This window comes from Actinoallomurus sp. CA-150999, assembly GCF_050942425.1.
In the GTDB taxonomy this organism is placed as follows: Bacteria; Actinomycetota; Actinomycetes; order Streptosporangiales; family Streptosporangiaceae; genus Actinoallomurus.
This window is the reverse complement of sequence record NZ_CP192063.1, coordinates 11,108,353-11,126,098: the sequence shown is the minus strand read 5'-3', so window position 1 is coordinate 11,126,098 and position 17,746 is coordinate 11,108,353. Positions and strand designations below refer to the sequence as shown.

Below are 17,746 nucleotides of genomic sequence, written 5' to 3'. Positions count from 1 at the left end.
GACGCTCGATCATGCGGGCTTCCGTCTTGAGGGTGGTGCTGGCTACACCCTGAGATCCCCAGCGGCGCGAGGTTCCCTTCGCCGGCATCGTCGAGCGCCACCTTCGTCTTGGCCTACGACGAACACGACGCCAAGCCCTACCGCTGGACCTACGACGGCAGCCCACTCAAAGCCGCATGAACCCCCGAAGGATCAACGCGGCGCTGCACCAGCACGCCCGAGTCGGCATGGACCATCGGCACTCTTCCATCTGAAGTCGTGTCTCCTCTCGACACCGCTCTCGGAGTCAAGCTCGACCCGGAACTGCGTGAGCGTGCTTTGACACACCACTCGTACGTTGACGAGCATGGCGAGTCGCTCGGCAACGAGCGCCTGGAATTCCTCGGCGATTCAGCGCTGGGCCTGGTGATCAGCGACATGCTGTACCGGCGCTTCGTGGTCAAGGAGGGGCGGTTCGGTCCATACGTCACTGACGGTGAAATCAACGTCGGCCTGCACAAGGGTGACGACGTCGATTCCATGACGATCGAGCGGGCCGTCGAGCTACTCGCCGAGCGGCGGGAGGCCGCCGGTGATGCCCACCGGCGGGAAAGGGCGTTGGTCGGCCTGTAGAGGCGGGAGCTGCAGGTCGTCCAGCTCGTCGCCGAGGGGCTCAACAACCGACAGATCGCCGCGAGGCTTTCCGTCAGCGGCGCAACTATCGATACGTACCTTTCCCGCATCTTCGCCAAGCTGGGCGTCACCTCACGGGCCGCCATAGTGAGTGCGGTGACCGGCCACGGATCCGAGGCGCCGCACCCGAACCGCTGAACCAGGGTGGGGCCTTGGGCTCCGCCCGGATGAGGTGCTAGCCGGGTGAGCTGGGCCCTAAAGCTGTATCTGACCTGTGAATAAGGCCGTAACCACTGTTGTTGTCATCACCATTCGAGCGGCACACGGTAGCAGTTGCCGACGCGCCGGAGACGCCGGCCGATGACTAAGGAGGCATGGAAGGCGCTGCCGGAGACGTCAATCCTGTACGAGAGGCCGATGGCGGCCAAAACGCAGATGAAACCGGGACGAAACTGTGCTTAGGCCTGTTCGTGCAATAATCCAGACATCTGGATGAATGCACGCCGGACACTCTCGTGCGAGTTCAACGTGGAGGCAACGTGGCCGCGACCGTTGACGTCGTCAATCCGATTGATCCCTGCGCTTTCAATCCCGGTTACGGCGAGCTCCGCGTGCGTGACGGGCACACGCTTACCGAGCGGGTGCGGCGGACGCCGCTCTGATGGGCGTGTTCGAGCAGCTCAACATCCTGGTGGACGGTCATATTCGTACCCAGTTGGTGGCGTCGGCGGTCCGTTTCCGGATCCCTGACCATCTCGCGGACCGGACGCTCACCGACGCCGCGCTCAGCGGGCTGACGGGGATCGGCGTCCCGACGCTGCGGCGGTACATGCGGGCGCTGGAAGGGCTCGGACTCGTCGAGTCGGCAGGGGAGAACGCGTATCGCGGCACGGCGCTGATGGAGCCGCTCCGCCGTGACACCGGCAGCTTCTACGGCCACGCGCTGATGGCGGGCGTGGAGTACTACGAAGCCTGGTCCGAACTGGACTTCGCGCTGCGGACCGGCAACTCCGCCTTCGAGCACCGGTACGGCTGTGATCTGTGGCACCACTTCGACAGCGACGACGACGCCGCGGTGTCGTTCGCGCGCACCATGCGGTTGAACACCGAGCGTTTCCTGGAGGAGATCCTCGGCCTGTACGACTTCCCGGATGACGGCGTGGTCGCCGACCTGGGCGCGGGCGATGGCACCCTGCTGGCCGAGCTCCTGGTGCGCTACCCGAAGCTGTGCGGCATCGTGGTCGAGCAGCCCGCCGTCCTCGCCGTCGCGCGGCAGACGATGGAGGATCGCGGTGTCGCGGACCGGTGCGAACTCGCCGCGGGCGACTTCCTGGCCGAGGTCCCCGGAGGCGCCGACATCTACGTCATCAAGTCGGTCATCCATAACTGGAACGACGAATCGGCGCTGCGGATCCTGCGCAACTGCCGGGCCTCGGTCGGCGAACGTGGACGGTTACTTCTCATCGAGCACGCGCTGAAGATCGACGATGCGCTGGAAGCGGCGGTGCGGGACCTGGCCATGCTCGTGCTCCTCGGAGGGCAGAGCCGTTCCGTCGAGGAGCATGAGGCACTGCTCCGACAGGCCGGATTCTCGGTGGAACAGACGTTGACCGCGCCCTCCGGTTTCTGCCTGATCGAAGCTCGGCCGGACAGGGCCGCGTAATGTCCTCAGGAGGTCGCTCCGATGTCTGAAGCCCCGTCGACCGACCGGATCCTCGCGTTAGCCGAGCCGGAGACACTCCGCGATCCGTATCCCGCGTACGCCCGGATGCGGGAGGCCGAAGCCGTGTACTGGAGCGAGGCGATCGACTCCTGGGTGTTGACGCGCTACGAGGACTGCGCGGCCGTTCTGCGGAACTCGCGGGCGTTCGCGTCGGACTGGCGCCGTACGGGAGAGCAGATCCCGACTCCGCTGCTCAGCATACAGTCGCTCGATCCACCCGAGCACACGCTGATCCGCCACTTCATGGTGAGCGCCGTCCGTACCCTCGACTATTCGGCGCTTCGGAAGATGATCGCCGACCTGGTCCGCGACCGGCTCGCGGCGGTACGGCGGCAGGACTCGTTCGACGCCGTCACCGAGTTCGCCGCCCCGATCGCCCTGGACACCATCGTCGCGGTGCTCGGCATCGCGCGACCGGATCCCGAGTGGTTCCTGCCGACTTCCCAGGCGATCGTCGACGGCATGGACGCCGGGGTGTGGCCGGAGACGCACGAGCCGGCGGTGGCGGCGCGCGCACGGCTCGCCGAGCTCGCCGAAAGCTGGCTCGCCGATCCGGCGGACGCCGGTCTGGTCGGCTACGTGGCGGCTCACGGCGCGGACTCGGGAATCGAGCGGCCGGTCCTGCTCAACACGCTCCGCGCGGTGCTTCACGCGGGGTTCGAGTCGGCCGGGCGGCTGCTCGCCAATGCCCTTGCCACGATGGCGGCGGTACCGGACGCGCTCTGCCGGTTCGCGGCGGCCGAGACGCCGACGGCGGTCGAGGAACTGGTCCGCTACAACGCGCCGGTGCAGGCCGACGGCCGGGCCTGCGTCGAGGAGACCTCGATCGGCGGGACGGTCATCCGCCGTGGCGAGGCGGTCACGATGCTGTTGGGCGCGGCCAACCGGGACCCGGCGCGCTTCCCCGACCCGGACGCACTGGACTTCGGGCGTGACCCGAACCCGCATCTCGGCTTCGGCCGGGGCGCGCACTCGTGCCTCGGACAATCTCTCGCGACGCTCCAGGCGGGCGTCGTCTTCGAGATCCTCGCGGCCGAGTGCAGTCAGATCAATGCCGTCACCGCACCGGTCTACCGGCGCAACCTGACCCTCCGCGGGCCATCTCGGTTCGAGGCCCGCATCACCTGACACGCAAAGGAGGTGCGCAATGCGTTACGTGCACTGAACCCAGTGATCGCCCCTGTGCCCCGCTGCCTGGTGCCCGGGGTACAGGGGCTCCCCTCAGCCAACCCAGGAGATCCTCATGCGTATCTGCCTCGTTTCGATGCCCTGGCACCTGCTCGAAACGCCGTGCCTGCCCATCGGGTTACTGCGCGCCCGTGTCGGCGCCTGCCGCGACCGGCATACCGTCATCGACTACTACGGCAACCTGCGTTGGGCCGAATACCTCCTCGACGTCTCCGGCGGTCAGATCGCCGAGGCCGAGTACTCCTACGTCTCCGACCGCGGTGTCTGGCACGCGATGGGCGAGTGGATCTTCGCCGGGGCGCTGTACGACGATCCGGCCTGGCGCGTGGACACGTACCGTGCCTATCTGGAGGCACGGAACCTCGAGCCCGGCGCATCGCTGCGCATGCGCGAGCACGCCGCCGGCTTCGTCGAGCTGGCCGCCCGAGAGATCCTGGAAGAGCGGCCGGACCTCGTGGGCTTCACCACGACGTTCCAACAGAACGTCTCTTCGCTCGCGGTCGCCAGGCGCGTCAAACAGCTGCGCCCCGAGGTCCAGGTGGTGTTCGGGGGCGGCAACTGCGACGGTCCGATGGGCGCGGCCCTGCACCGCAACTTCCCGTTCATCGACCATGTCGTGAGCGGCGAGGGCGAACTCGCTTTCGTCGCGCTGCTCGACGCGCTGAGCGAGGGACGAACACCGGCCGGCGTACCGGGGCTGGTCACCCGGGGGCCCGACGGCGAGAGCGTCGCGGGACCGCCCGCCGCCATGGTGCCGATCGACATGGTGCCCCGCCCCGACTTCACGGCCTGGTGGTCGGCCTACGGCAACGGCAGATTCGCCGAACGGCTGAGCCCGGTGCTGCTGTACGAGGCGGCGCGTGGCTGCTGGTGGGGCGAGAAGCACCATTGCACGTTCTGCGGCCTGAACGGCACCACGATGAAGTTCCGAGCCAAGCCGGCCGCACAAGTCTGGGACGACATCACCCACCTGGTGGAGACCCACGGCGTGCTCGACATCGTCACCGTGGACAACATCCTCGACGTCGCGTACCTCACCGAGCTCATGCCGCGGATCCAGGAGTCCGGTTGGGACCTGCGGATCCGGTACGAGGTCAAGGCCAACCTCAAGCCCGACCAGCTCGCCGTGCTGCGGGACGCGGGCGTGACGCACATCCAGCCCGGCATCGAGAGCCTGAACTCCCGTGCGCTGCGGCTCATGGACAAGGGCGTGCATGGCACGCAGAACGTGTTCCTGCTCCGCGCGGCCGATGAGCATCAGCTCACCGTGGACTGGAACTACCTGTACGGGTTCCCCGACGAGCGGGCAAGTGACTACCTGCCGGTCATCGAGCAGATACCGGCGATGGTGCATCTCCAGCCTCCGGGCGGCCCCGTCCGCATCCTCATTGAGCGGTTCAGCCCGCACTTCCAGTCACCCGAGCGGGGTTTTGCCGAGCGACGTCCCTCGCGGATGTACCAGCACGTCTACGACCTGTCCGAATCGGAGCTCGAAGACGTGGCGTACCAGTTCGAGGCGCCGCCGCAGGGCATCGATGAGGACGTCGCGTCCGGCCTTCGGGCCGCCATCGTGGCCTGGCGACGCGGCCATGCGGGCAGCACGCTGACCTGGCGGGAGACCGAAGGCGGGCTGGTGATCGAGGAGGGTCGCGCGGGCCGGCCCCGATGTGAGTACGTCCTGAGCGATCCGGCCCAGGCCCGCTCGTATCGGCTGATGGAGCGGCCCCGCACGATCGCGGCCCTCGCGCGTGAGCTGGCGGCAGAGGGGTTCGCGGTGAGCGAGGAGACACTGCGGCAATGGATCGGTGAGCTCCGCGGCGCGGGGCTGATCTTCGAGGACGGCGGCCGGGTCGTAGCGCTGGCCACCAACTGCAGGCCGCTGCGCGTCGCCGAGGTGGGGTGAGCCATGGACACCACACTCACCGTACGGAAGCCGGGCGCCGCGATCGGTGATCGCGTCGAGGTGAGCGCGTCGGACCTGCCGCAATGCCTCGCGGGCGGCACGACCGCCCCGGTGCTGCTCGTCACCGGGACCCCGTACGCGCCCGGCTTGGACGCGGTGACCGGAGACCTGCTGTGGCAGGCCGGCGTGCGGGAGGTACGGATACGGGAGACCGTCGGCGCTGACGACGGAATCCTCCATTTCCTGCATTTCCTGCGCGAGGCGGCGAGCCATGACATCAATGTCGTCTGGGAGAGCGCGGGCGGTCTCGGCTGCGATGCCCGGCTCCTGTATCACCTGCCCCCACCGGCCGGGGATCCGTCGTGGCGTTCGGCCTACCGGTACGGGTTGTGTCACTACCGGGTCGGACCGGGATTCGTGACCGTCACCGATCAGCGGCGTGGTCCGGCCGTGCCCATCACTCTCGGGGAAGCGCATGAAATCCGGCTTGTCCGGGATCTCGATCGCCCGGGGCGGTCGGAGGAATCCTCCGCCTTTGTCGCGCTTCTGCAATCGGGCTTGATCATCAGTCACGGTCGTGACGCACTCTGTCTGCCCTATCGGCTGCGTCGATGGCCGATACCGTGCACCGCCATCTGACCTGAGGAGTCCGATGAAGACCCTAATCGCCGCCGTTGCCGCAGTGGCCATCACCGGCTCGCTGACGGCGGCCGGCCCAGCTCGGGCTGACGATCTCTGGCTGGCCGACCACCTCGCCAAGACCACGTCCGGGAAGAAGGCCCTCGAGCACCTGCGAGTCTTCGAACGGATCGCCGACGAGAACGGCGGCCAGCGCGCGACGGCCACGCCGGGATTCGAGGCGTCGGCGCGTTACGTCACCAAACAGCTCGCCGACGCCGGGTACAGGGTGAAGAGCCAGACGGTGCCCTATCGGCAGTTCATGTTCGACGCCGAGTCCGGCCAGGAGACCGCGCCGAACGCTCGTACGATCCGGACGCTGATGATGGACGGCTCGCCGGTCACCCCCGAGGGTGGTTTCACGGCTCCCCTGGTCTTCGCGCCGGTCAAGGCGGACGGCACGAGCGGGTGCACGGCCGCGGACTACGACGGGCTCCCGGTACAGGGCGCGATCGTGGTCACCCCGCGCAGTTCCTGCGGGTACACCAACCAGCAGAAGGTGATCGCCGGGCTGGGTGGCCGGGCGATGCTGCTGTACCTGCCGGTGCCGGACCCCAAGAACATCTACCGGCTGCACGTCTTCACCCCGTCGGACTTCACGATCCCTTCGGCGACCATCTCGCCTGAGCAGGCCGGACAACTGAGCGCCGACGCCGCGCAGCAGCCCGTCACCTTCCACCTCGAACTCCGCGGGCACTTCGCGGACAAGACGACCGTCAACCTCTTCGCGGAGACGCGCGGCGGCTCTGCCGACCACATCGTGATGGCCGGTGCCCACCTGGACAGCGTGCCCGAGGGGCCGGGCATCAACGACAACGTGAGCAGCGTGGCTGCCCTGATGGAGACGGCCAAGCAGCTCGCCCCGTTCCAGAACCGGGTGCGTAACAAGGTGCGGTTCGCATTCTGGGGAGCAGAAGAGCAGGTCGACGTCGGTTCCGACTACTACATCGAGCACCTGTCGTCCGCCGAGAAGACCGCCATCGACCTCTACGAGAATTTCGAGCTGATCGCCTCGCCCAACTTCGCCCGCTTCCTCATTGATGGCAACGTGCCGGAGGCGCCGGGATCGGCGACCGTCACGAAGGTGTTCGAGCAGTACTTCACCCGCACCGGCCTGCCGTTCAAGACCGAGCCGGTGACGGGCGTCGGCTCAGACCAGGCACCGTTCGTGACGGCCGGCATAGCGGTCGGCGGGATGGACATGGGCACGATCGGGCTGAAGACGCCCGAGGAGGCCAAGATTTTCGGCGGGCAGGCGGGACAGCAGTACGACCACTGCTATCACCAGGCGTGCGACCGAGTGGCCAACCTCAACCTCCAGGTCCTGGACGAGAACGTGCCCGCGATCGCATGGACCATCGGCCGCTTCGCCATGGACACCTCAGATGTGAAATAGGCCAAGACCGAACTGACCGCAGCGCGGTGGCCTTGGCCCCCTGACCGGGCTCGGGCCGCCGCGCGATTCCCGGTGGGGGCGTCTGGTCAAGAACGCCGGGCTTGCCGGTTATCTTTAGGTCTCCCTGGGCTGTCTAGCACGTTGACCAGGGCATTCGCGGCTGGCCCTGGGACTGACGTGGGCGATCGGCTTCACCGCAGCCGGCCTCGCCATTTTCCGCATCAGGACCCGTACCCGACGGCATACCAGCTGACCGCGGGAATCACGGTGGGCCGTCGCGCGCGTTCACAAACCCGTTCTCCGCTCGCCGGGGCCGTGCGTGTGGCCTGTTCGTTCTGATACGAGCTCTGCTGATCTTCGGGTCATGGCTCGTGGCAGGGTGTTGGTATGCGGGTGTCGATACTCGGGCCACTGGAGGTGGCCGCCGGCCACGAGATGGTGGAGATCGGCGGCGGACGGCTGAGGGCGCTGTTGATCCGGCTCGCGGTGGACGTCGGGCACCCGGTCACCGTGGACTCTTTGGTGGATGCGCTGTGGCCGGAGGTGGCTCCGGTCGATCCGGCGGCTGCGTTGCAGTCGCTGGTGTGGCGGCTGCGGCAGACGCTTCCGAGCGGGCAGATCGTACGGTCTGGGAGCGGTTGGTATCAGCTCGACCTGCCGCCGGACGCGGTGGACGCCTGTCTGTTCGAGCGGTTGGCCGGCGATGGCCGGCGGGCGTTGCGGGCGGGGGAGGCCGAACTGGCGCGGCACCGGTTGGGGGAGGCGCTGGCGTTGTGGCGGGGCGAGCCGTTGATCGACGTGATGGACGCGCCGTACGCGGTGGCCGTCGGTGTCCGGCTGCGAGAGCTGTGGCTGACCGCGGTCGAGAATCGGGTGGAGGCCGATCTGGCACGGGAGCCGGCGTCGTCCTTGGTGGCCGAGTTGACCGAGTTGACCGCGACGTACCCATTGCGCGAACGCCTGCACGCTTTGCTGATGCGGGCGCTGGACGCCGACGGCAGGCCTGCGGAGGCCTTGGCCGCATACGAGAGTGTCCGGCGTCGGCTGGCCGACGAACTGGGTTGTGATCCCGGTGAGGAGTTGCGGCAGGCGCACCTGGCCGTGTTGCGCGGTGACCGGCCAGAGAGGGGCCGGCCGAAGGGCAACCTGCGCGCGCCGCTGATGAGTTTCATCGGACGTGCTGAGGAGTTGACGCGGATTCATGCGCGGCTGCGAGAAGGCCGCCTGGTGACCCTGGTCGGCCCGGGAGGCGTAGGCAAGACACGGTTGGCGACCGTGTTCGCCGACGGGATCGCCGACCGCGTCGATGGCGGGGTGTGGCTGGTCGAACTGGCGCCGCTGGCTGCCGCCGGTGACGTCGCGCGGGCCGTGCTTGCCGCGTTGGGGCCACGCGAGGTCGGTATGCCCGATGCCTCGGCCGGGTCGCGTGGTCCGATGCGCCGCCTGATCGAGGTGCTGGCGCACAGCGAGGCACTGCTTGTGCTGGACAACTGCGAGCATGTGGTCGAGGCCGCCGCGGATCTCGTCGATGAGCTGCTCGCCCGGTGCCCGCGCCTGCGGGTGCTGGCCACCAGCCGCGAACCCCTCGGTGTCGCCGGCGAGCGGCTGTGCCCGGTGTCGCCGCTGCCGCTGCCGGAGCCGGGCGTCCCAGCTGCGGACAACCCGGCGGTACGGCTCTTCGCCGACCGCGCGACGGCAGTACGCCCCGACTTCGTGCTCACCGAGGACGCGGCCGTCGAAGCGGCCGAGGTGTGCCGGCGATTGGACGGGCTGCCGCTGGCGATAGAGCTGGCCGCCGCCCGGTTGCGGGCCATGACGCTCCGGCAGCTCACGGCCCGTCTCGACGACCGCTTCCGCGTGTTGGCCGCAGGGGCGCGTTCGGCACCGGAGCGGCATCGGACCCTGCGGGCGGTGGTGGCCTGGAGCTGGGATCTGCTGACCGACGCGGAGCGTGTGCAGGCGGCTCGGCTGGCGGTCTTCCCGTCCTCGTTCACCGCCGAGGCCGCCGAGCGCGTGGGGGTCCCGTGGGAGACGCTGGACACGCTGGTGGACAAGTCCCTGCTACACCTGGTGGGCGAGCGGTACCGGATGCTGGCCACGATCCGCGAATACGCCCTGGAGCGGCTCGCCGACAGCGGTCTGGCCGACTCGGTGCGCGCCGCGCACGCGGCCTGCTTTCTCGAGCTTGCCGAACGCGCGTCGCCGCACCTGCGCGGTGCCGGCCAGCTGCCCCGGCTCGCCATGCTGACAGCGGAGCAGGACAACCTGCTCTCCGCCCTGAACTTCGCGGCCGATGTCGGGGATGCCGCCACGGCCAGGAGGTTGGGCGCCGCGCTCGGCCTGTTCTGGGCGATCCGGGACGGCCACACCGAGACCGCAGACCGATTGCACACCGCGCTGACCGTCCGGGGAACGGCCCCGGCTGCGGCGAGCATCCAGGTGGCGGCGCAGTACCTGTTCCACACGGTACTCGCCGGGCGCGCACCGGACATGGGTGCGGTCACTTCAGTGGCTGAAGCGGTCGCCGAGTTCTCGGAGGGCGATGTCGGCGAACCGGCGGCGACGCTGGCGGCGGCACTGCTGGCGCTGATCGACAACGACATTCGCACCGGCCTCACCGCGATCGACCAGCGACAACCGCCGCCGGATCCCTGGCAACGGGGAATGCTGGCTCTTGCCCACGCGCTACTGACCGGCGCCGGCGGAGACACGGCGAGGATGCGGCGGGACCTGGCGGCAGCAGCAGCGGCCTTTCGCGACGCCGGGGAACGCTGGGGGCTGGCCACTTCGCTGACCTATCTCGGGCTCGCCGAGGGCATGGCCGACGATGTCCACGCGGCCGTCTCGGCGCTGGAGGAGTCGATCACGCTGATCCAGGACCTGGGCGGCGCCGATCATTTTCAATGCACCTGGCTGGCCATGCTGCATGCCCAGATCGGACAGTCAGCGGCGGCGCACGCCGAACTGCTGGCGATCCTCAATGAGGGAGTACCGAGCCTCGTCGAGGTGCAGGCCCGGCTTTTCCTGGCCGATCTGGCTCGGCACCGTGGTGAGCCGGCCGAGGCCGCGATCCAGATCGACCTGGCCGCCGGACACCCGGGTGACGATGGCTTCAACGACGCGCTGCTGCGGTTGAGCCAAGGACGGCTGGCCGTGGTCGGCGGCGATCTCCATACCGCCGGGCTCCGCCTGCGGGAGGCGCTCACGCTGGCCTCCTCGATGCCGGACATGCCGATGGTGGCGGAGGTCGCGGTGGGCGTGGCGGAACTCACCTTGCGACGCGGAGCCGCCAAGGACGCCGCCTGCGTGCTGGGTGCGGCCCACGCGTTGCGCGGCGCCCCTGCCACAAGCAACCTGGACGTCCGCAGGCTCAGCCACGAACTGCGAACCACGCTCGACCCGGATGCATACCAGGCCGCCTACGACCGCGGACGGCGCCTCGGCCGTGACGACGCACTCGCCGCCATCGCCGGCCGACTGATGCACTGACCGTCGCCCAGCAGTCTCCCGGCAGTCGGCTGAGACTCGGCTGAGAGTCATCTGACAGACCACCGGGCCATGGTGTGGTCTCAGCCCGTTCGATGCGCCCGACCAGCGTCGACTCGACCACGCAGGAGGCTTCGGAGGATGATGTTCCTTGAGCTGTTCGTCCCACGCGGGACGTACAACGCCGCACAGCTGCGACGGCTTGCCGAGCGGCTCACCATGAAGCAACTGCTGACCCACGTGGACGCCATCCGTGACGTGATCGGCGCCAGCGAGGCGTCCAGCGCCAATCCCGGAGTGCTGGACTTCCTGGACTCGATCAACCATGTCGTCGTGCACGAGATCGGCACCTGGATCGTCGACGGGCGTCCGCTGGGTCCGGCCGAGCGACCGCGCTACGTGGTGCGCGTCTACGTGCCCGGCCCCTGGCGCAAGGCGATAAGCGCATTCCTCATAGCGAGCATCACCCGAGCGCTCTCGCAGACCGACCCCGAACCTGAGCGGTGCTATCGCGAGCCGTGCGTCGAGGTGCACGTCATCGGCGTATCGGAGGGCGGGTACGGGGTGTTCGGCCGAGTCGTCGGCGAATCGGCGCTCATAGCGATGATCAGCGACGCCAAGATCGACACCCCGCTCCCGGACGATCCCAATCTGCTCCTCGACCCGGTGTGCGGCATGGTCGCCAGCGACATGGTGGCCACTCTGGAACACGACGGTACGACCTACGGCTTCTGCAGCCCCGGCTGCCGCCGCCACTTCGCCGACAAACTGACCGAGGACGTGTCCCAGTGACCTCCACCGCCCCGAACGCCGACCAGGCCGAGCAGTGGAACGGCGAGGACGCCGCCCACTGGGTCCACAACGCCGACCGCTACGACACGATGGCAGGCGGATTCACCGAGCGCCTGTTCGCTGCGGCCGCCATCACAGCAGATGACCGGATCCTCGACATCGGCTGCGGCACCGGCCAGACCACCCGCCTGGCCGCCCACCGCGCCGACCGTGGCCACGTGACCGGCATCGACATCTCAAAGCCGATGCTGGACCTGGCACGACGCCGCACGGCCGAGGAGAACCTGCCCAACGTGACCTTTGAGTTCGGCGACGCCCAGGTGCACCGGTTCCCGGCCGGGGCGTTCAACATGGCCATCAGCCGAGCCGGCGTGATGTTCTTCGCCGATCCGATCGCTGCATTCGCCAACATCGCCAGCGCGCTCGAACCAGGCGGACGCCTCGTGTTCGTCTGCCACGGCAATCCCCAGCACAACCCCGTCTTCGAGGCGTTGCTGGACGCTGGCATTACCCCGAACCTGGCCGCCCAGGCCCCCGGTGTGGCCGCCTTCACCGACCCCGACCAAGTACGCGACATCCTGACCACAGCAGGATTCCAGAGCCAGACAGCCGTATCGTTCGACTTCGCCAGCACGATCCACGCGACCGCACCCGACGCCGCCGCCCTCCTACTCAACGGCAACCTGCGCGCCTTCGTCCGAGGCGCGGGTGACAAGGCGCTGAGCCGAGCCCACACCGCCATTGCGGCCGCTCTCCGTCCCTTTGCCGACACCGACGTCGTACGGCTGCCCGCCGCAGGGTGGCTGCACACCGCGATCCGGACCGCCTGACCCGCGCTGTTCGACCGCAATCCGGGAGCCTTGGGCGAGGGATAACGAATCTGCCCGGCCGCCGGTCTCTCATACGAACACCCAGCGTGAGACAACCCGAGGCCGGATCTCATGGCGGCTCACAGTTCGAGGTGCTCATCGGTCGCGTCGAAGGAGCGGTGCGCGAGGAACAAGCCCTATGAGGTCCACTGAATGGCGAGCTACCGAAGCCAAAAATCGCGGAAAAGGAATGATGGTTGCTTAAAATGACGCAATACTAATGTTTAGGTAATAGTAGTACAAGTTGGCCGCATCGTGTGTGTATTTGGTTGTTTTTCCCGCATGGCTCCTGTGGGTGTCGGATGCTGGAAATCCAAGTTCTGCCCCATCTTCTGCAGGAGGCGGGCTATGGCAGCATCCGCGCGGATTGAACCGCTGGAACCGGACTGGGCCACGAGTGGCGAAACGCTGCTGGCCTGGGCGCGCTCGCGGCAGTGCTCGGTGGCGAAGCCGCGCGGAGGCGGGTTGCGGTTCGCTTTCTACGGGCGCGTGTCGACGGAGGACCATCAAGATCCGGAAACCTCCTGGGCGCGGCAGCGGGCTCAGGCCAGTGCGCTGGTCGGCGGGTATGGGCGGATCGTGGCGGAGTTCTTCGATGTGGGCCAAAGCCGCGTGCTGCCGTCGGCGCGGCGGCCGGAAGCCGCGGCGCTGGTGGCGGCGATGGCAGATCCGGATCGCGAATTCGATGCGATCGTGGTGGGGGAGTACGAGCGGGCGTTTTACGGCTACCCCAACCCGGTGTTGGCCGGATCGAGCAGATCATGTTCGGCGGGTTGGCGGTTCCACACCTGCCGACCGGTGTAACGAGGGTTGGCCAAGATGCTCCGCACCGTCGTGTGTGTCCACTCTCGACCCGAGCGGTGGGCGTTGCGCTTCGGATCGGCCGCTGACGTGCAGCGGTGGAACCTGCCCGATAGCTGGGTGATCTCCACCCGGCCGGCGCACCCGGCGCTGGTCAGCGAAAACGACTTCGTCGCGGTCCAGAGCATCCGTGCTCCGCGCGGTAGCCCGGACTCGGATCGCTGTTACCGGTTGGCGGGGCTGCTGTGCTGCAGACGCTGGCCTCGCCGGTGCGCTCGCTTCACCTCTCGCAGAGGACGACTCTTCCACGTACGCTGCGCGGTAACCGCTCGGGTTGGCCGGGCCGGTCAGAACGCTTCTTGTCATTCGCAACGCGCCGACGGACATCCACCGCCGGTCCGGTGCCCGTCTACTGCGGGTCGCCCGGCACCAGACCGGCTCACTACTAGAGCGACCGTGATCAGTGGGCGAAAGCCGTGAGTTCACGCGCGTAGCTGGTGATGTCGACGGCTCCGGGTGGCACCGGAACCGGGTGGGTCGTCGTTGGAGCGAGGTCGATCGTCAGCGTGGTGGCGGACCGGGTCCCGATCCTTAGCGTGAAGTGCCGCGCGGGGGCGGATCTCCAGATGGCTTCGATAGGTATGCCGAGCGCGACCGGGTCGATGGATAGCCACGGCGCGCGCTGACCCAGGTGGACGTAGACCCGGCCGGCGACGACGCGCATCTCACCGTCACGCCCGTCGGTTAGTCGGGTGGTGAGCTCGGCGGTCTGATGGACGGTATCGGCGAATCCGTGCGCGTTGAGTGTTGTGCCGCCGGTTCGGAGGCTGACCGAGACCGCGTACGCGGACGACGTGGGAGGGGCGGTGGTGGTCGTATCGGCTGCGGGTACGCCGACGAACAGCAGCGCGGCGGCGGTCATCATCATTGGGTGCGGCATGGCGGTGGTCCCTTGTTTTCGTATCGGCTATTCGGTGTGCAGGGCGGTGAGGACGCCTAGGTGCGAGGCGCGGCGTGCAGGGACGGCGGCGGCGAGGAGGCCCGCGGCGACGGCGGCGGGAAGAACGGCGGCTAGAAGCGCCACCGGGACTCCGGGCGGACCGAGGACGCGTCCCTCCAGGGCCCGGGCGAGCGGCCAGCCGATCGACAGGCCCAGCACCAGTCCGGTGAGCGATCCGGTGACGACGGTCGTGAGCGCTTCGACCCGGATGATGGTGCGGATCTGGCGAGCTTCGGCGCCGACGGCGCGGAGCAGCCCGATCTCGCGGGTGCGCTCCAGGACGCTCAGGGCCAGGGCGATGGCGACGGTGATCAGGCCGATGAGGAGGCTCAGGGCCAGCAGGCCGGTCATCATGGTGGCGACCAGGTCGATGCCCGAGGCGACTCGGTGGCTGTAACCGGTCCTGTCGTCGAGGAACGCCTGCGGGTAGTCGGCGCGCAGCGCGGTGAGCTCGGCACGGACCTGGTGCCGGGCGTCCTCGGCGGCCCGGACGAGGATCGTCTGGTCGGTCTGCTGGGCGGGCGGGTAGCCACGTCTGTAGTCGGCGAGGGGGATGAGGTAGGCGCCGGCGACCTGGTCGTACTCGTACAGGGCGACGATGCGCACCGGCCGGGGGCCGCCGGTCGGGTAGGTGATGGGGATCGTCTGGCCGAGGTGCCAGCCGGTGCGTGCGGCCACGGTGGCGCTGACCGCCATCGTGTCAGCTGTCAGGTCGGTGAGGGTTCCGGCGCTCACGTGCGGATCGACGAGCCGCGGATAGGCGGCCGGGTCGATGCCGCACAGCTTGTCGGAGACGCCGGGCGCCTGGAAGGTGCCGCACGGCATCCCGGAGGCCGAGATGACACCGGGTGATCGCGCGATCCGGCCGGTCAGCGCCGGGTCCAGCCCGGCGCCCGTCCCTGGCGCGGTGCTGAGGACGTAGTCGGCGCGCAGCGAGCGCCGTACGTCGACCGCGCGGCTGGAGGAGGTGGTCGCCGCGAGTGTGGCGACGATGGAGACGGTGGCGACCGCGACGGCGAGCGTTCCCCCGGTGCCGGCGACCCGGCGCGGGTTGCGCAGCATCTGCCGGTCGGCCAGGCGTCCGCAGACGCCTGCGGCGGCCGACAGCAGGCGGCGCGCCGGAGCGGTGAGCGGCCGTACGAGTATGGGCCCGGCCAGGCCCGCGCCGAAGAGGAGCGCCAGTGCGCCCAACGCGACGGGCCCCTTCCCCGAGGCCGTGACGAGCACGAGGGCCCCCGCGAGGAGGACGCCCGTCGCGACGATCCGGCGCGTCCATCCGGGCGGGCGGGTGCCTGTGGTCGTCAGGTCGGCGGACAGCGCGGCCAGGGGACGCGAGCGGGACGCCCGCAGTGCGGCGGCACCGGCCGCGACCACGGTCACGCCGACGCCGACGACCAGCGAAGCGACGACGGTGTGCGTCCGCAGGACCGGTGCCGTGGCGGGCAGCGGGAGCCCCATGGCGCCGAGGGCAGCGCGCAGGCCGGAGGCCAGGCCGATTCCGCCGAACAGGCCGGCGACGCCACCGGCCAGCCCGATCGCGGCGGCCTCCGCGAGCACGAGCCGTGCCGTCTGGCCTCGGCTTGCCCCAACGCAGCGCAACAGGGCGAGTTCCCTCGTACGCTGCGCCACGGTGATCGTGAAGGTATTGGCGATCAGCAGCGTCGCGACGATGAGCGCGATCACCGCGAAGGCGCCCAGGATGGCGCCGATCACCGAAGCCGCTCCGGAGATGCCGCCGGCCAGCTGGTCGGCCTGCTGGGTCCCGGTCCGTACGGTGTAGGCGGCCCCCACCGCCGTCTTGATCCGGCGCGCGAGAGCGGTCGCCGAGAGCCCCGCCTCGCCCGCCGCCTCGACGGCGGCGTATCGTCCGCCGGTGCCGAGCAGCTCAGGTGCTGCCTCGGGGGTGAAGCCGACGATGCTGACGCCGGCGACGGTTCCGGCCGATCCGAATCCGATGACGCCGTTGACGGTGAACGTCCGCGTTCCGCCGGTCAGCGCGACCCGCAGCGTACGGCCCGGGGCCAGGTGGAGACTGCCCGCGGTGGTGGCGTCGACGACGACTTCATCCGCGCCGCGCGGCCAATGCCCATCGCGGAGGGTGAACTGACGCAGCCTCGGGTCGGTGGGGACGGAGACGCCGACGGCAGCGGATGAGGAGATGGCGTGGCCGTGCTCGTCAAGGGGCATGGCGTACCCGGAGGTGATGCCCTCCGCAGCGCTCACCCCCGCTACCTGCCGGACCTTCGAGACCAGGTCGGAATGGAGCGTCGGCGCGCCGCCCAGCAACGACCTGCCGAACCCGTTCGCGTCGGTGACGATCGCGGACATGCCCCCGGCCGCCTGGGCCGCCGAGTGGTGAACGCCCGCGTCGATGGTGTCGGTGAGCACGTATGTGCCGGACAGGAACGCTACGGCGGCCGCTATCGCCGTCGTCGTCGTGGCGGTACGGACCCGGCGCGCGGCGATTCCCCGGCGCAGCACGGTCATGATGCGCATCACCGCTCCACTCCGTTCTCCTCGAGCGCGTCGAGCCGGTCGAGGACCGCTGGCAGCGTCGGCCCGGCCAGGTCCCCCGCAATGCGGCCGTCCGCGAGGAACAGCACCCGGTCGGCGTGCGCGGCGGCCGCCGGATCGTGGGTGACCATCACGACTGTCTGACCGAGCTCGGCCACGCACCGGCGCAGCAGGCGCAGCAGTTCCGTCCCCGACCGCCGGTCGAGGTTGCCGGTCGGTTCGTCGCCGAAGATGACCTGCGGTTCGGTGATCAGCGCGCGGGCGACGGCGACCCGCTGGATCTGTCCGCCGGACAGCTCGGCCGGGCGGTGATCGAGGCGTTCGGTCAGCCCGAGCAGGCCCACGATGTTCTCCAGCAGGCTTGGGTCGGCGCGCCGTCCGGCGAGCTGCAGCGGCAGCAGGATGTTCTCCCGGGCGGTCATCGACGGGAGCAGGTTGAACGCCTGGAACACGAACCCGATCCGCTCACGGCGGAGCCGGGTCAGCTCGCGCTCGCCCATGCGAGTGATCTCGACGTCGCCGAGAAAGACCTGCCCGCCGGTCGCGGTGTCGAGCCCGGACAGGCAGTGCAGCAGCGTCGACTTGCCGGAGCCCGACGGGCCCATGACGGCGGTGAAGGATCCCCCCGGGACCGTCAGATCCACGTCTCGCAGCGCGTCGACGGCGGTCGGCCCCTCACCGTAGCGGCGGGACAGCCCGACCGCGCTGATGGCTGCGGTGGTCGTGAGGGTCGGTGAAGAAGGTGAGCCGGGCATGGTTCTCCTGTTTTCGGCATGGCTCGACC

15 protein-coding genes and 1 pseudogene are annotated in these 17,746 nt (G+C 69.2%); 12 read left to right on the top strand and 4 right to left on the bottom strand.

Annotation, left to right across the window (positions count from 1 at the left end; genetic code table 11):
* Positions 1 to 348: 348 nt before the first annotated feature.
* From ACQP2O_RS51515 to ACQP2O_RS51460, 12 genes and pseudogenes are all read left to right on the top strand, one after another.
* Positions 349 to 612 (top strand): annotated as a pseudogene (locus ACQP2O_RS51515) (topoisomerase C-terminal repeat-containing protein); the annotation flags it as partial.
* A 9-nt stretch (positions 613 to 621) separates the two neighbouring features.
* A complete protein-coding gene (locus ACQP2O_RS51510; protein ID WP_433191468.1) occupies positions 622 to 810 on the top strand; it encodes a response regulator transcription factor in 189 nt (62 codons plus the stop codon).
* A gap of 341 nt (positions 811 to 1,151) precedes the next feature.
* Positions 1,152 to 1,274, top strand: coding sequence for a hypothetical protein (locus ACQP2O_RS51505; RefSeq protein WP_360898353.1), 123 nt, complete (start codon positions 1,152 to 1,154; stop codon positions 1,272 to 1,274).
* The gene (locus tag ACQP2O_RS51500; RefSeq protein ID WP_433177493.1) at positions 1,274 to 2,275 is read left to right on the top strand and encodes a methyltransferase; all 1,002 of its coding nucleotides are present in this window, start codon (positions 1,274 to 1,276) and stop codon (positions 2,273 to 2,275) included. Before ACQP2O_RS51505 ends, ACQP2O_RS51500 begins: the two co-directional genes overlap by 1 nt.
* A gap of 21 nt (positions 2,276 to 2,296) precedes the next feature.
* Entirely contained in the window at positions 2,297 to 3,463 is a 1,167-nt protein-coding gene (locus tag ACQP2O_RS51495; RefSeq protein WP_433177491.1) for a cytochrome P450, read from the top strand.
* Positions 3,464 to 3,578: 115 nt separating this feature from the next.
* Positions 3,579 to 5,426 (top strand): RiPP maturation radical SAM C-methyltransferase, encoded by a 1,848-nt coding sequence (locus ACQP2O_RS51490; protein ID WP_433177489.1) that lies wholly within the window; start codon positions 3,579 to 3,581, stop codon positions 5,424 to 5,426.
* 60 nt (positions 5,427 to 5,486) lie between these two features.
* Positions 5,487 to 6,065 (top strand): DUF5825 family protein, encoded by a 579-nt coding sequence (locus tag ACQP2O_RS51485; protein WP_433177487.1) that lies wholly within the window; start codon positions 5,487 to 5,489, stop codon positions 6,063 to 6,065.
* A 13-nt stretch (positions 6,066 to 6,078) separates the two neighbouring features.
* A complete protein-coding gene (locus ACQP2O_RS51480) occupies positions 6,079 to 7,500 on the top strand; it encodes a M20/M25/M40 family metallo-hydrolase (protein ID WP_433177485.1) in 1,422 nt (473 codons plus the stop codon).
* Between the two features lie 387 nt (positions 7,501 to 7,887).
* The gene (locus tag ACQP2O_RS51475) at positions 7,888 to 10,989 is read left to right on the top strand and encodes an ATP-binding protein (RefSeq protein WP_433177483.1); all 3,102 of its coding nucleotides are present in this window, start codon (positions 7,888 to 7,890) and stop codon (positions 10,987 to 10,989) included.
* A gap of 138 nt (positions 10,990 to 11,127) precedes the next feature.
* Positions 11,128 to 11,778, top strand: coding sequence for a YHS domain protein (locus tag ACQP2O_RS51470; RefSeq protein ID WP_433177481.1), 651 nt, complete (start codon positions 11,128 to 11,130; stop codon positions 11,776 to 11,778).
* Entirely contained in the window at positions 11,775 to 12,608 is an 834-nt protein-coding gene (locus tag ACQP2O_RS51465; protein ID WP_433177480.1) for a class I SAM-dependent methyltransferase, read from the top strand. The genes ACQP2O_RS51470 and ACQP2O_RS51465 overlap by 4 nt, the downstream gene beginning before the upstream one ends.
* Positions 12,609 to 12,995: 387 nt before the next feature.
* Complete coding sequence (locus ACQP2O_RS51460; RefSeq protein WP_433177478.1) at positions 12,996 to 13,451, top strand: hypothetical protein; 456 nt, start codon at positions 12,996 to 12,998, stop codon at positions 13,449 to 13,451.
* Here the strand turns inward: ACQP2O_RS51460 and ACQP2O_RS51455 are convergent.
* The 4 genes from ACQP2O_RS51455 to ACQP2O_RS51440 form a co-directional block, all read right to left on the bottom strand.
* Positions 13,373 to 13,636 (bottom strand): recombinase family protein, encoded by a 264-nt coding sequence (locus ACQP2O_RS51455; RefSeq protein WP_433177476.1) that lies wholly within the window; start codon positions 13,634 to 13,636, stop codon positions 13,373 to 13,375. The genes ACQP2O_RS51460 and ACQP2O_RS51455 overlap by 79 nt on opposite strands.
* A 272-nt stretch (positions 13,637 to 13,908) precedes the next feature.
* Positions 13,909 to 14,370 carry a hypothetical protein gene (locus ACQP2O_RS51450; protein WP_433177474.1) on the bottom strand — a complete coding sequence of 154 codons (462 nt, stop codon included), beginning with the start codon at positions 14,368 to 14,370 and terminating at the stop codon, positions 13,909 to 13,911.
* Between the two features lie 45 nt (positions 14,371 to 14,415).
* Positions 14,416 to 16,944 carry an FtsX-like permease family protein gene (locus tag ACQP2O_RS51445; protein WP_433177472.1) on the bottom strand — a complete coding sequence of 843 codons (2,529 nt, stop codon included), beginning with the start codon at positions 16,942 to 16,944 and terminating at the stop codon, positions 14,416 to 14,418.
* Positions 16,944 to 17,717, bottom strand: a complete 774-nt coding sequence (locus tag ACQP2O_RS51440; protein WP_433177470.1) for an ABC transporter ATP-binding protein — start codon at positions 17,715 to 17,717, stop codon at positions 16,944 to 16,946. The genes ACQP2O_RS51445 and ACQP2O_RS51440 overlap by 1 nt, the downstream gene beginning before the upstream one ends.
* Positions 17,718 to 17,746: the final 29 nt, after the last annotated feature.

Bases quoted from the DNA above. Each gene is read 5' to 3' on its own strand.
- ACQP2O_RS51500 (WP_433177493.1), top strand. From the start codon at position 1,274: ATGGGCGTGTTCGAGCAGCTCAACATCCTGGTGGACGGTCATATTCGT.
- ACQP2O_RS51495 (WP_433177491.1), top strand. From the start codon at position 2,297: ATGTCTGAAGCCCCGTCGACCGACCGGATCCTCGCGTTAGCCGAGCCG.
- ACQP2O_RS51490 (WP_433177489.1), top strand. From the start codon at position 3,579: ATGCGTATCTGCCTCGTTTCGATGCCCTGGCACCTGCTCGAAACGCCG.
- ACQP2O_RS51480 (WP_433177485.1), top strand. From the start codon at position 6,079: ATGAAGACCCTAATCGCCGCCGTTGCCGCAGTGGCCATCACCGGCTCG.
- ACQP2O_RS51475 (WP_433177483.1), top strand. From the start codon at position 7,888: ATGCGGGTGTCGATACTCGGGCCACTGGAGGTGGCCGCCGGCCACGAG.
- ACQP2O_RS51470 (WP_433177481.1), top strand. From the start codon at position 11,128: ATGATGTTCCTTGAGCTGTTCGTCCCACGCGGGACGTACAACGCCGCA.
- ACQP2O_RS51460 (WP_433177478.1), top strand. From the start codon at position 12,996: ATGGCAGCATCCGCGCGGATTGAACCGCTGGAACCGGACTGGGCCACG.
- ACQP2O_RS51455 (WP_433177476.1), bottom strand. From the start codon at position 13,636: ATGCTCTGGACCGCGACGAAGTCGTTTTCGCTGACCAGCGCCGGGTGC.
- ACQP2O_RS51450 (WP_433177474.1), bottom strand. From the start codon at position 14,370: ATGACCGCCGCCGCGCTGCTGTTCGTCGGCGTACCCGCAGCCGATACG.
- ACQP2O_RS51445 (WP_433177472.1), bottom strand. From the start codon at position 16,944: ATGCGCATCATGACCGTGCTGCGCCGGGGAATCGCCGCGCGCCGGGTC.
- ACQP2O_RS51440 (WP_433177470.1), bottom strand. From the start codon at position 17,717: ATGCCCGGCTCACCTTCTTCACCGACCCTCACGACCACCGCAGCCATC.